Origin of the sequence: Crassaminicella thermophila, from assembly GCF_008152325.1 — a bacterium.
GTDB lineage: Bacteria > Bacillota > Clostridia > Peptostreptococcales > Thermotaleaceae > Crassaminicella_A > Crassaminicella_A thermophila.
The window spans coordinates 2140606-2154435 of the sequence record NZ_CP042243.1; the positions used below are offsets into that span (position 1 = coordinate 2140606).

Annotated in this window: 12 protein-coding genes; 3 read left to right on the forward strand and 9 right to left on the reverse strand. The window is 30.3% G+C overall.

The window, feature by feature from the left end:
- Positions 1-27: 27 nt before the first annotated feature.
- Together FQB35_RS10935 and FQB35_RS10940 are read right to left on the reverse strand one after the other, a co-directional pair.
- Positions 28-945 carry an RluA family pseudouridine synthase gene (locus tag FQB35_RS10935; protein ID WP_333473031.1) on the reverse strand — a complete coding sequence of 306 codons (918 nt, stop codon included), beginning with the start codon at positions 943-945 and terminating at the stop codon, positions 28-30.
- A gap of 26 nt (positions 946-971) precedes the next feature.
- Positions 972-1412 carry a (deoxy)nucleoside triphosphate pyrophosphohydrolase gene (locus FQB35_RS10940; RefSeq protein ID WP_148809934.1) on the reverse strand — a complete coding sequence of 147 codons (441 nt, stop codon included), beginning with the start codon at positions 1410-1412 and terminating at the stop codon, positions 972-974.
- A 176-nt stretch (positions 1413-1588) separates the two neighbouring features.
- Between FQB35_RS10940 and FQB35_RS10945 the strand changes: the two genes are divergently transcribed.
- Positions 1589-2401, forward strand: a complete 813-nt coding sequence (locus FQB35_RS10945; protein ID WP_148809935.1) for an NAD(+)/NADH kinase — start codon at positions 1589-1591, stop codon at positions 2399-2401.
- Positions 2402-2434: 33 nt separating this feature from the next.
- On the opposite strand, the gene FQB35_RS10950 is transcribed toward FQB35_RS10945, so the two are convergent.
- From FQB35_RS10950 to FQB35_RS10975, 6 genes are all read right to left on the reverse strand, one after another.
- Entirely contained in the window at positions 2435-3712 is a 1278-nt protein-coding gene (locus FQB35_RS10950) for a dicarboxylate/amino acid:cation symporter (RefSeq protein WP_148809936.1), read from the reverse strand.
- 160 nt (positions 3713-3872) lie between these two features.
- Positions 3873-4775, reverse strand: coding sequence for a response regulator (locus FQB35_RS10955; protein ID WP_148809937.1), 903 nt, complete (start codon positions 4773-4775; stop codon positions 3873-3875).
- 12 nt (positions 4776-4787) lie between these two features.
- Positions 4788-5249, reverse strand: a complete 462-nt coding sequence (locus tag FQB35_RS10960) for a sensor histidine kinase (RefSeq protein WP_148809938.1) — start codon at positions 5247-5249, stop codon at positions 4788-4790.
- A gap of 1 nt (position 5250) precedes the next feature.
- Positions 5251-6048 (reverse strand): hypothetical protein, encoded by a 798-nt coding sequence (locus FQB35_RS10965; RefSeq protein ID WP_148809939.1) that lies wholly within the window; start codon positions 6046-6048, stop codon positions 5251-5253.
- A gap of 12 nt (positions 6049-6060) precedes the next feature.
- The gene (locus tag FQB35_RS10970) at positions 6061-6612 is read right to left on the reverse strand and encodes a hypothetical protein (RefSeq protein ID WP_148809940.1); all 552 of its coding nucleotides are present in this window, start codon (positions 6610-6612) and stop codon (positions 6061-6063) included.
- 121 nt (positions 6613-6733) lie between these two features.
- Positions 6734-7369: a hypothetical protein gene (locus FQB35_RS10975; RefSeq protein WP_148809941.1), complete on the reverse strand. Its 636-nt coding sequence runs from the start codon at positions 7367-7369 to the stop codon at positions 6734-6736.
- Positions 7370-7471: 102 nt separating this feature from the next.
- On the opposite strand from FQB35_RS10975, the gene FQB35_RS10980 reads away from it, so the two are divergent.
- Positions 7472-7975, forward strand: coding sequence for a D-glycero-alpha-D-manno-heptose-1,7-bisphosphate 7-phosphatase (locus FQB35_RS10980; RefSeq protein WP_148809942.1), 504 nt, complete (start codon positions 7472-7474; stop codon positions 7973-7975).
- Positions 7976-8042: 67 nt separating this feature from the next.
- On the forward strand, positions 8043-9161 hold the full coding sequence (locus tag FQB35_RS10985; protein WP_168198323.1) for an MGDG synthase family glycosyltransferase: 1119 nt from the start codon (positions 8043-8045) through the stop codon (positions 9159-9161).
- A 56-nt stretch (positions 9162-9217) separates the two neighbouring features.
- Here the strand turns inward: FQB35_RS10985 and gltB are convergent, their stop codons facing one another.
- Positions 9218-13666, reverse strand: coding sequence for a glutamate synthase large subunit (gltB, locus tag FQB35_RS10990; protein ID WP_408625501.1), 4449 nt, complete (start codon positions 13664-13666; stop codon positions 9218-9220).
- Positions 13667-13830: the final 164 nt, after the last annotated feature.

A 13830-nucleotide genomic window follows, 5' to 3' on the forward strand; every position in this document is an offset into this window, starting at 1 on the left:
TCCTTAAGAAGCTGTTTATTTTTTCTCCTATGTTCTTAGTTTCTCTATTAGTTCTTCAATATCTTTTGGAACAGAAGCTTTTACCTCTATACGCTCATTTGTTCTTGGCTGATAAAAAGTCAATGTCTCTGCATGAAGTGCCTGTCTTTTTATAAGTTTTTCATCTACAGATCCATATAATTCATCTCCTATAAGAGGATGTCCTATATGGGTCATATGTACACGAATCTGATGGGTTCTACCAGTTTCTAATTTAACCCTTACAACAGTAGCTTCCTCAAATCTGTTTATAACTTCATAGTGAGTTACAGAAGGCTGTCCACCTTCATAAACTTTTCTTTTAATACTTTCAGGCTCCTCTCTTCCAATAGGCGCACAAATTGTTCCCCTATCTTCTTTAATCCTTCCTTTTACTACAGCCAAATATATTTTTTCAACCAAGTTTTCTTGCATTTGCTTTGATAACTCTTGTTGTGCAAATGGGTTTTTGGCAATAATAATCAATCCAGACGTATCTCGATCTAATCTGTTTACAAATCGAATTTTAAAGTTTTCTTTTTTCTCTTGCATATAAAAAACTATTGCATTTGCCATCGTTCCTGTAGGATGGCCTTTTGTAGGATGTACTACAATACCTGGTTCCTTATTTACAATTAGCAAATCTACATCTTCATATACAACTTCTATTGGAATATCTTCAGGTTCAAATTGATTTGACTCTTCTTCCATAATTACCTTAACAAAATCACCTTTTCTTAAGACTGCATGAAAAGGTATTCTATTTTCATTAACCAATATGCCTTTTTTTCTTTTAAGTTTTCTTACCAATCTGCTAGACAATCTCATTTTATCATATAATATTTCTTTTAATGTCATTCCTGCGTGTTCTGCATCCACTTTAAATGTTAATATATTTGAACAAATTTCCTTTGATTCATATTTCACTAAATCCACCTACTATCTTAAAAAGTCTACACTTTATTATATTGATTTATATTATCTGCGTCAATTTCAAATATTTTTTCTCCTACAAAAATAATTTTTTCTACAATAGGTTTGTCTGCTTCTGTAAATGTAAACTTTTCTAGTTCTTTAATCGTAACCCATTTAAAATCATTACATTCAATAGCTTTAGGTTCTCCTAAAACTGCATCGCATAAATAACACAGTAATAATATAGTTTTATCATTATATTTATGATAAACTACTTTAAAAATATCCTTTACCTGAATGTCTAAATCTAGTTCTTCTTTTATTTCTCTTTCTAAACACTGCTTTGGAGCCTCTTCATCTTCTAATTTTCCTCCTGCAAACTCCCATTTAAAAACATTTTCAGTCTTTACATATCTTTGTGCTATAAGTATCTTTCTATCTCTCCTTATAATTCCTGCTATAACAATTAAAGGCTTCATTTACATCACCTCTTTGCTCTTAATAAAATTAGGTTTTCCAGCTATAAAATATTTAGACTTATTTTCTTACATTTTGTAAATAATCTTTATAGATACTTTTTCATTCTCTTTAACAAGCATGATAAATATGTTACAATGTATTAAATAATTCAAAACGTGGAAATGAGGTGGATTTCATGACCAAAATCCAAACACGTATAATAAATATTGTAGCTAACGATCGGCCTATCTCAAAAGAAATTAGCAGAATTTTAAAACAAAAACTTGAAAATAATGGTTTTATCATTCCAGAAAAATTTTCATTTGAAGCAGATTTAATTATATGTATTGGAGGAGATGGATCATTTCTTCGCACATTGCATGAATATAATTTCCCTGATATTCCTATTATCGGTGTAAATACAGGACATTTAGGATTTTTTCAAGAATTATCCCCTTATCAGCTAGATGAATTTATTTTTCGTTATGAAAAAGGTGATTATACAATACAAGAGCTTCATCCTGTTGAAGCTCTTGTATGTACAAAAAGTCACTGTATTGAAATTATTGGGATTAACGAAATAACTATAAAAGGTGATAAATCCAGAACAGTCCATCTAAACATATCATTAGATGATAGTTTTTTAGAAAAATTTAGTGGAGATGGTGTTTTAGTATCAACCCCTGCCGGTAGTACTGCCTATAACTATTCTTTAGGTGGAAGTATTGTAGATCCTAGACTAAATCTATTACAAATCACACCTATCGCACCTATTACTACTACTGCTTATCGCTCTTTTACTTCTAGCATTATAGTACCGAAAGATTCTATTATAAAAATTTATCCTGAATATACTTTTGAAAACTCTATTCTTATTGTTACAGACGGTATGGAACATAAACATTATGAAATTGAAGAAATCCTGTTAAGAATGTCTGATTTAAGACCTAAAATATTACGGTTAAAAGATTATGATTTTTGGAATAAAGTAAAAGAAAAATTTCTATAAATTTAAAAGAGATGACCTTAGTCATCTCTTTTTTTATACAATTGCTTTATCTTCTACTTTAGAATTGTATACTACTTCATTGAATTCTCCTTCTGACTTTGCAATAATTACTGTACACATAGCATCACCAGTAATGTTAATTGCAGTTCTACACATATCTAGTATTCTGTCTATACCAATTATCATAGCAATTCCTTCTACTGGTAATCCAACTGCTTGAAGCACCATAGACAACATGATAAGTCCAACTCCTGGTACCCCTGCTGTTCCTATAGATGCTAATGTTGCTGTTAATATAACTGTTAATATAGCACTAAATGATAATGGCAATCCATAAAGCTGTGATATAAATATAGTTGCAGCACCCTGCATAATTGCAGTACCATCCATATTAATAGTTGCACCTAAAGGAATAGTAAAAGATGCAATACTTTTATTTACACCAAGTCTTTCTTCTACAGTTTCAAGAGTAACAGGTAATGTCGCACTTGAACTTGCTGTTGAAAAAGCAACGCTCATAGCAGGCCAAAATTTCTTAAAGAATGTAATTGGATTAAGTCTTGTAAACGCAACTAACATACCTGTATAAGTAAATCCTGCATGTAACAACAATGCAAACAATACACAGAACATATATTTTGCTAGAGGCTTCATTGCATCGAACCCTAATCCTGAAAAAGTTTTTGCAATTAAACAGAATACTCCAAATGGTGCAAGAAGCATAACGATTTCAACCATTTTCATCATTAAATCATTTAATTTGTCAAATGCATCTTTTACAGACTGTAATTTTTCTCCTAATGCAGCTATAGCAGCTCCCATAAGAATTGCAAATGCTATAATCTGTAGCATAGATCCATTTGCCATAGCTGATATTGGATTTGTAGGCACCATATCTGTAATAACCGTAACTAATGCCTTTCCTTCCTTTATAGTTGGTTCAGTTTTTACTAAAGATGACATGTCTAGGCCTACTCCTGGTTGAACAACTGTTGAAAGTGCAATTGCAATTGTAATGGCAATTGCTGTTGTAAAAAGATAAAAAGCAATCGTCTTACTTCCTACTCTACCAAGTTTTCGAATGTCTGAAATAGATGATGCTCCATTTACAATAGAAATGAATACCAATGGTACAACCATCATTTTAATAGCTCTTAAAAAAACAGTTCCTACAAGCGTAAATACCCCATTTACTAAAATAGTATCACGAAGATAGGAAGAACCCATTTTGTTTAGAACAAGACCTGTAATAAGACCAAATATTAGTCCGATAAAAATTTTTGTTGTTAAACTCATTTTTTTATTACTCATATCCATCCTCCTTTATTAATTTATTAACATATAGTAATGATAAATCACATCCTACAGAATCCTACGCAAAACTACGCAATTATACTTCATTGTTTTTTCATATTAAAGAATTATCAAATAATTAATAATAAAAAAACTAAAACCACATGGTTTTAGTTTTTTAAAGCTCACTTTTTAACTCTACAATAATTCCTTCAATAAATTTCTTGACACTTATTTTACCTCCATAGTTTGATTTGCCACGGGCACAATCCATTTGTTTTCTTACCTCTTTAAAGTCAAACAATGTATTGGAATACCTCATAAATATATCATTTCCATAATCTTCTATGCCCATATTTGCAATATTTCCTAACGCTTTAATAATTGCCCTTCTAATCCTCTGTTCTATAGCACCCACATTAGATGAAATTTTATAATCATCTCTATATCTTTTGTTTAACATTTTATATAATTCTGATAGTTTCTGCTTAAGAAGCTGTGCTCTTATATCTTCTGTTTGTTCTAATATCATTGAAATCATTTCAACAATATCATTACTTCCAGATTCTCCAAGAATTCCTAATTGCGAAAGTACTTTTTTAACCCGATCTTTTTCTGAAACTGTCTGAACATTTGTCATACCCGTATATTCTTTTAAAATATTCATATTATGAAATGCTTTTTCAAAAGATTGAATTACATTATGCATTGTTATCTTTTCTTTTACTTTATTAATAACAGAAATCACTTCAACCACATTAATAGGCTTATGAATAAAAAATTCTATTCCCTTATTATATGCCTTTGATACTAAATCCTTCGATGTTACTTGTGAAATCATAATAAAATTTGTATTTATATTCATTTTCTTTATTTCAGACACAATCGCAATTCCATCTATTCCAGGAAGCAATAAATCTACTAATACAATATCAGGATTAAACTCTTTTATCTCTTTAATTGCATCTATTCCATTATCCCCTTCACCTATTACGTATCCTAAATCATGCTGAGAAATGATATTTTTTAAAACTTTTCTAACCCCTTTGTCATCATCTATAATATAAAAGTTATAGCTCATTTCAATCTCCCCCTATATCAGCACTTCCATTGGAATTGTTATACGAAAAACAGTCTTTATATTTTTTTCTGACTTCACACAGATTTTACCTTTAAAATGGTTTTCTACAATATGTTTTACATGAGTTAGTCCTATACCTGTTGACATTTCTCCAGTTACTAAATTAAATTTTGTAGAAAATCCAGGCTCAAAAACCAAATCAATATCATCCTCTTCTATTCCACTACCATTGTCTATCACTTGAAAGATACAATCTGTTCCATCTATTTCTTCTGTAATAGTAATAACTCCAACTTCACCCATTGCTTCTATAGAATTCATAATTAGATTATTTAATACAGATATTAATGGATAAAACTGACTCGTTTTAAAATCGTGTGTACATTTAAATCTCAAGATAATATTTTTATCTTGTGCATCAAGCATCTTTTGGGTATTTCCATTAATAATTGTAAATATTTCTTCTATGCTCATATTAAGGCTCACATTTTTCTTCTGCTAATGTCTTTTCTATTCCTGTAACAACACGAATATAGTCTTTTTTGATTTCATGTATATCCTTCGCCACTAATAAAGCATTATCTTTTAAAGTAGTATCTTCTAATTTTTCATATAGATCATAGCTTTTATTCATTGCTTCCTCAATATCAATGGTTGACTTTCTCAAGAAAAATAATTCTGCTTTTAAATTTGCAATAAGCATTACTAATTCTCTGTATTTCTTTTCTCGTTGTTCTCTTTCATATCGATTCATATAATAAATAACAGCATTATAAATATAAATTGTAAGCAAAGCCCTTCCCAGTCCCATTAAAATAATAGCTAAGATTACTTTTTCAAAAGAATATGCTTCTATTTCCCTTCTTAAAAATACTTCCACCATATTTGACATACTATCACAAAACCACAAGGATGCTATAAACATAATAGGTTTATTGAGTTTACCTCGTACATTAAGTAGAACAAATAATATCCCAAACAATATATAAAATATCCCTACAGGATAATAAAGGTGAATTATCTCATCAAAGTTTGCCTGAGGATGAGACACTATATATACAAAAGATCTAAATAGAAAAACCCATACACCTATAATATTTGTAGCTGTAATAATAGAAATATCTTTAAAATAAATCAGTAAAAGAGAAAGTACTACTACCCCTAAAGTAAATCTAAAAGCTGTTGAAAAAGGGCTTAAATAAATCTGACCCATAAACACTGTTGCAATACAAATTGTAAAATATTTTTCTGCTTTTTTTATAGTTCGTGCCAATATAACACCCTCTTAAATATTGTAATGCAATATTAATTCTGCTCCTGTTGATTTTTCATTTACTATAAGAAAATTTAAAAACTTTATTTTACAATACTCTACTAATTCTTTCATGCTACACTTGCGTTCTTGAACCTCAAAAACGTCAACACAAACCTCATCCCATCCAAAAAATTTTAACCTTTCTGCCACGTCCTTGCTAATTAACCCTAATGGTATAGAACCAAATATATTCCCTCTTAAAACTTCATGAGTTTGCCAAAATTTATTATGTACATCTAATGCCTTTGCTTCCTTAAGCTCATAAGTTCTTCTTTCTGAAAATTCTTCTAAATAAGTACCCTCATAATAATTCTTTTTTAATATAGGTTTATAAAGAAAAGAAATTGTATTTATATTTTCTAACTTTATATCATTCGCTATTTTTTTCTTCTCTTTAAGTTCATCTTTTATATATTTACAAATTTTAATCATTTCATCAATTAGTCCTTCTAATTGTATTTTATCTGCTGCTCTTTCTATTCTATCTGCTATTATTTTTATATTATGTATACTTTCCTTCATGCATATCCCCTTCCAACGCTTTAAAACATTGTTATTCTTTATTATAGCATTAAGACTATTTCTTTTATATATAAATTTGAAGTACAGGTAATCATAATCCCCTGTACTCCTTATATTTTTTCTATTTTTTTATAAGTTCTTCAAATCTTGAATTGACTTCTCCTTCCGTCCAGCTATTATAAAATTCTCCTGATTTATAGAAATACAATTCTTTTGTTTTTTTCTCAAATTTCCATACTCCATTTAAAAAAGCATATTCATTCGTTGATAATAGATCTTCAATAATACGAGTATTTTCATTATACAACTCTTCATAAGTTTCTTTTAAACTATTGTATTCTAGTCCCATCCTTAAATAAGTATCTATTGCCATCGCTTTTAGTACCCAATTGTAACCATTTATCTGCTTAATAAAAAGCTTTCTATAATATTTCTCTTTTACAAATATAATCGTATCTATATCTAATGTTGGTTTATATCCTTTTTCTAAATTCGCAAATAAATTTTGATCTAAAGACAAATATCCTTCTTTTTTAAAAGGCCCTAAAAGTTCCTTTATCATTACCTCATCTTCAATATCTTTTAAAAATTTTTCTAATTCCTCTTCCTCAAATTCTCTATCTAAATCTAAATTGTATAAAATATCTCTAAAAATCTCTCTATTTACCCAAATCCAATCTATATCTTTAAAATTATCTATATCTAAAATTTTATTTAATGAAGCCTTAGAAATTCTTTCTAAAATAATTCTTTTCAAATCATCACCACCATAATTTTTTATTCAAAAACCTTAAATGAATATAAAACATATTTTAACATATACTTATTCAAAATACTACATAGATAAAAGGAGGTTTTTATGAAGAAAGCAGTTTTTTTAGATAGAGATGGTGTTATAAATGATAATAAAAAACCTGTGAACAAACCAGAAGACTTAATCCTTTATCCTTGGACCATTGATGCACTAAAAATGTTAAGTAAAGCTGATTTTTTACTATTTGTCGTTACAAATCAGGGAGGTATCGAAATGGGCTATTTTACTGAAGATGATTTACATCGTATCCATAATGAAATGACAAAAATATTTCAGTCAGAAAAAATTTCTATTCATGATATTGCATACTGCCCTCATTTCAAAACCAAATGTACTTGTAGAAAGCCATCACCAGGAATGCTCTTAGAACTTGCGAAAAAATATCATATTGATCTTAAATCTTCTTATATGGTAGGAGATCGAGAAATGGACATAGAAGCCGGATTTAAAGCTGGATGCAAAACAATTAAGATTGGAAAGCCTTGTAAAAATGCAGATTATACCGTTTACAATTTGTTAGAAGCTGCAAAACTTATTGTTCATTTATAAATTTCTTTAAATAACAGATAAAATTTTCTATAAAAATGGTATAATGTACATTTGGGAGGTGAGCTACATGAATATCTTATTTTTTACTGTATCCGCTGGAGAAGGTCACAATCAAGTTTCTAAAACTGTAGCTGGTTATATAAAAAGACGTCACCCAAATCATCATATAAAAATCATTGACACCTTTAATTATATACATCCTAATTTACACAAAATAATTATTGAAACATACATGAAATCCATAAAATATATGCCTGCTTTATATAGATTTTTATATAATCGCTCAGAAGTTACAGATAGCTCTATCTCAGATGTAAGTGAATTTTTAAATAAAATTTTATTATCAAGAAAACTTTCAAAATTGCTGACAGATTTTAAACCAGATGTAATTGTATGTACCCATCCGTTTCCTGCAGAAGCACTTTCTGTAATGAAGCGAAAGGGAAAAATCAATATCCCCTTGGTGACAATTCTAACAGATTATACAATTCATCCTAGTTGGATTAATAAAGAAGTAGATTATTATATTTTTCCATCTGAAAATTTAGCTTATAAAATTCCATATTTGAAGATTCCATATGAAAAAGCAAAATTTTTCGGTATTCCAGTAGATGAAAAATTTAACATAACTCATAATCGAAGCAAGCTATGCAATAGCTTTGAAATTGAAAATACCTTTACTGCACTCATTATGGGTGGCGGTCTAGGTCTTGGGAATATTACAGAAACATTAAACTATCTATTTGCTTATGACATAGATATTCAGTTATTGGTTGTTACAGGAAAAAACGAGGAGTTATATAGATATCTCTCAAGAATTCAAAGACCCAATGTGAAAATATTTGGTTTTATGAATAATATAGATGAACTAATGAGCGTTTCTGATATTATTATAACCAAACCAGGAGGAATAACTGTAACTGAATCTCTTATAAAAGAACTCCCAATTATTATTACATCTAAACTTCCGGGTCAAGAAGAAAGAAATACAGAATTTATATTAAATAATAGCATCGGCATGGTTGCCAACAGTCCTAATTCTCTCATTTTTTGCATCAACATGTTAAAAGAAGACAAAGAAAAATATAATTTTTTCAAGCAAAATATGTCTAGGTTAAAAAAACCTAATGCCACAAGAGATATTTCTAATTTTTTATTAAGCTTATGCAAAGAAAATAAACAATAATTTATACTAGAATAAAGCAAATCCTTCTTGACTTACAAAGTCAAGAAGGATTATAGTTATTTACCTTCCAATTTCATTTGATAAATAGGAGAAACTACTTTTAAGAATTTATCTATATATAAATCCCAATTATCAAGAATATCTTTTGCTTTTTTACTCTTTGTATATTCATAATGATTACAAATAAGATTTTTTACTTTTTGTATATCCTTATCTTCTAGAGGCTTAATCTCAACAATTTGTTTGTTACACTTCGTATCAAAATCCCTATCTTCATCTAATACATAAGCTACTCCTCCACTCATACCTGCACCAAAATTTCTGCCTACATTTCCTAATATTACTACCATTCCTCCCGTCATATACTCACATCCATGGTTTCCTATACCCTCAACAACTGCCGTAGCTCCACTGTTTCGAACACAAAATCTCTGTCCTACCATTCCATTAATATATACTTCTCCTGATGTTGCACCATAAAGCAGGGTATTTCCAGCAATCATATTATCTTCTGGAATAAATGTTGCATTTTGGGGTGGAACAACAATAATTTTTCCTCCTGATAATCCCTTTCCAAGATAATCATTTGCATCTCCTTCAAGAATTAATGTCATACCCTTAATTGCAAAAGCACCAAAACTTTGACCTGCCGAACCTTCAAAGTTTAAAATAATCGTATCATCAGAAAGTCCAGCATCTCCATAACGTTTTGCAATTTCACCACTAAGCATAGTTCCAACTGTTCTGTCAGTATTTTTGATTTTAAACCTTCCTTCAACATTTACTCCTTCATCTAATGCTGGTTTAGCTAAACTAATCAATTTTCTATCCAAAATATCTTCTATCTTATGGTTTTGTGAAACTGTACATCTATCAACAATACGTGATGGAAGATTAGGTCTATATAATACAGCTGATAAATCTAATTCTCTTAATTTATACCTGTCTATTTCTTTAACATCTAATACATCTACTCTTCCAATCATTTCATCCATTGTAGTAAATCCTAATTCTGCCATTATTTCTCTAATTTCTTCTGCTACAAACGTTAGGTATCTAATCAAATGCTCTGGCTTTCCACTAAATCTTTCACGAAGCTTGCTATCCTGAGTTGCTATTCCTGCTGGACACCTATTCAAATGACATTGTCTACACATCATACAACCAATAGATATAAGGGCTGTAGTTGCAAAACCATATTCTTCTGCTCCTAAAAGAGCTGCAATAACTACATCTCTTCCTGATCTCATTTTTCCATCAACCTGTATAGTAATTCTGCTTCTTAGGTTGTTTAATAAAAGCGTCTGTTGTGTTTCAGCAAGACCTATTTCCCACGGAAGTCCTACATACTTCATAGAGCTTATAGGTGATGCTCCTGTACCTCCATCATGTCCGCTTATCATTACAACATCAGCATAACCTTTAGCTACTCCTGCTGCAACAGTTCCAACGCCTGCTTCTGATACAAGTTTTACACCTATACGTGCTTTTGGATTTGCATTTTTTAAGTCAAATATCAATTGAGCTAAATCCTCTATTGAATAAATGTCATGATGAGGTGGTGGTGAAATTAAATCTATTCCTGGGATAGAATGACGAACCTTTGCAATTTCTGCTGTCACTTTGCTTCCTGGCAAATGTCCTCCTTCTCCAGGCTTTGCTCCCTGCGCCATCTTGATTTGAAGTTCATCACAATTTACAAGATAATTCATTGTTACCCCAAATCTAGCTGATGCAACTTGTTTTACAGCACTTCGTAAATTATCCCCATTAGGTCTTAATTCATATCTACCTGGATCTTCTCCACCTTCTCCAGAGTTACTCGTACCTCCAACTCTATTCATTGCTGTTGCAATAGTCTCATGAGCTTCCTTGCTAAGTGATCCAAATGACATACCTGATATAGTAAATCTTTTTAGAATATTTTTTACAGGTTCAACTTCTTCAATAGGCACACTCTTTCTATCTTTGAATTTTAACAATCCACGAATAGTTGCTATTCTCTCATTTTGTTCGTTTACTTCCTTTGCATAGCCTTTATAAAGATAATAATCATTCTCTAAACATGATTTTCTTAATCTTTTTACTACTTCTGGATTAAACATATGATATTCTCCATTAGGTCTATACTGCATTTCCCCACCTATATCTAATTCTACATCTAATCTTCCAGCGTTTTTATAGGCTATAGTATGTCTACGAATAACTTCATCAGCAATACCATCTAATCCTATCCCAGATATTTTTGATGGTGTATCTGTAAAATACTCATCAATTACATCTTGATTTATTCCTACAACTTGGAATATTTGAGCTCCATTATAACTTTGGATTGTTGATATACCCATTCTAGATATTATTTTTAATAATCCTGATGAAATAGCTTTACAATAGTTTTCAAAACCTTCTTCTAAACTAGTAATATTTTTAAAGTACTTCTTATTCTCTACCATATTTCCAATCACATCATATACCATATAAGGATTAATAGCCTTTGCTCCATAGCCAATTAAAAGGGCAATATGCATTACATCTCTAGCATCTCCAGCTTCAACAATCAAATCAACTGATGTTCTTAATTTTTTCCTAATCAAATGGTGATGTACTGCCCCTAAAGCTAACAAGCTTGGAATAGCAGCGTTGTATCTGCCTAAACTTCTATCGCTTAATATAAGAATATTGTATCCATCTATTACACTTTCTTCTGCACGCTTACAAAGATAATCTAATGCTTCCTTTAAACCATTCTTTTTATCAATTTCAAATGTAATAGGTATTGTAATAGCTCTAAAATCATCATTATTCAAATGTCTTATATCTTCCATCTGTCTGTTACATAAAATAGGATGTTTTAATTCAATATATTTATAATCTTTTTCTGTTTCAATTTCATCAAGAAGCTTTCCATGCCCTCCTATAAACTGAATAAGTGACATAATAATTTCTTCCCTAATAGGATCTATTGGAGGATTAGTAACCTGAGCAAAAGTCTGCTTGAAATAATTAAATAAAAGCTGGTTTTTTTCAGATAAAACAGCTAAAGGAATATCTAGCCCCATCGAACCAATTGGTTCTTCTCCACAATCCCCCATAACACTAATTACTTTTTCTATCTCTTCTTTTGTAAAGCCAAATATTTTTTGTTTTAACATCAATGTTTCTTTTCTCATCTTTTTAATCTCATAAGGCTGTTTTATATCATCAAGGGTTAGCTTATTTTTTTGAATCCAATCAACGAATGGTTTTTTCTTAGATGCTGCCCATTTTATTTCATCATCGGAAACAATTCTACCTTCCTCTATATCTATAAGAAGCATTTTTCCTGGCTCAATTCTTCCCTTTTTAGCAACATTTTCTGGCTTTACTTCAACAACACCAACTTCTGATGCCATTATCACTAAATCATCCTTTGTAATAAGATAGCGTGCTGGTCTTAATCCATTTCTGTCTAATGTTACTCCTACCTTAGTTCCATCTGTAAAAGCTATTGTAGCAGGTCCATCCCAAGGCTCCATTAATCTTGCAAAATATTCATAAAACCCTCTTTTATCCTTATCCATTTTTGAATCATTCTGCCAAGCTTCTGGAATAAGCATCATCATTACATTTTCCAATGGATGTCCATTTGCTACAAATAATTCTAATGCATTATCTAATGAAGCAGAATCACTTCCATCTGGTTCAATAACTGGCAATATTTTCTTGAAATCTTCTCCAAATATCTTAGAATGCATAACTCCTTCTCTTGCATTCATCCAGTTTACATTCCCTCTTATCGTATTAATTTCACCATTATGTGCTAAATATCTGAATGGCTGTGCAAGTTTCCATGAAGGAAACGTATTTGTACTATATCTCTCATGGACAATTGCAATTGCAGTTTTCATAGCTTTATCCTGAAGATCTAAATAAAATTCATCCAATTTATAACCTAAAATCTGTCCCTTATAAACTATAGTGCTACTTGACAGACTACATATATAAAAATTCTCTGTATAAGCTCTATTAGAATCTATAATAATATTTTGAACACGCTTTCTGATAATCAATAGTTTTCTCTCAAATTCATACTTTTCTTGTTTATTTCTATCTATAAACACCTGCATCACAATTGGCCTTGTAGCCCTAGCAGATTCACCACATGCTTTTTCATTAACAGGCACCTCTCTCCAACCAATAAGTTTTTGGTTTTCTTCTCTTAGTACCTTTTCAAATATTCCTTCACAAAAAAGTCGTACATTTGGATGTCGAGGCAAAAAAAGCATTCCAACAGCATAGTCTCCTTCATCTGGCAACTTAATATCAAGTTTTTCAGTTTCTTTTTTTAAAAATTCATGAGGAATCTGAAGCATAATTCCTGATCCATCCCCAGTGCTAGCATCTGCTCCAACAGCACCTCTATGCTTTAAATTCTTCAATATTTCTAATCCTTGTTTTAATATACGATGCTCTTTTATTCCTTTAATATTTACAATAAACCCAACACCACAACTATCTTTCTCCATATTAGGATCATACAAGCCTTGTTTTTCTGGTAGTCCATTTTTTATCAAAGTGCATCATCTCCCTTTAGTATTTTTGTATAAATATGGATAATTATAGAAAATTAAGTCTAGTCACATCAATTTTTCTGAATTTTATATATATCGCAAGATTATAGCATATAAAT

Excerpts from the sequence above, each read along its gene's own strand:
- gltB (WP_408625501.1), bottom strand. The coding sequence starts at position 13,666 with ATGGAGAAAGATAGTTGTGGTGTTGGGTTTATTGTAAATATTAAAGGA.
- FQB35_RS10950 (WP_148809936.1), bottom strand. The coding sequence starts at position 3,712 with ATGAGTAATAAAAAAATGAGTTTAACAACAAAAATTTTTATCGGACTA.
- FQB35_RS10985 (WP_168198323.1), top strand. The coding sequence starts at position 8,043 with ATGAATATCTTATTTTTTACTGTATCCGCTGGAGAAGGTCACAATCAA.
- FQB35_RS10960 (WP_148809938.1), bottom strand. The coding sequence starts at position 5,249 with ATGAGCATAGAAGAAATATTTACAATTATTAATGGAAATACCCAAAAG.
- FQB35_RS10955 (WP_148809937.1), bottom strand. The coding sequence starts at position 4,775 with ATGAGCTATAACTTTTATATTATAGATGATGACAAAGGGGTTAGAAAA.
- FQB35_RS10945 (WP_148809935.1), top strand. The coding sequence starts at position 1,589 with ATGACCAAAATCCAAACACGTATAATAAATATTGTAGCTAACGATCGG.
- FQB35_RS10980 (WP_148809942.1), top strand. The coding sequence starts at position 7,472 with ATGAAGAAAGCAGTTTTTTTAGATAGAGATGGTGTTATAAATGATAAT.
- FQB35_RS10940 (WP_148809934.1), bottom strand. The coding sequence starts at position 1,412 with ATGAAGCCTTTAATTGTTATAGCAGGAATTATAAGGAGAGATAGAAAG.
- FQB35_RS10970 (WP_148809940.1), bottom strand. The coding sequence starts at position 6,612 with ATGAAGGAAAGTATACATAATATAAAAATAATAGCAGATAGAATAGAA.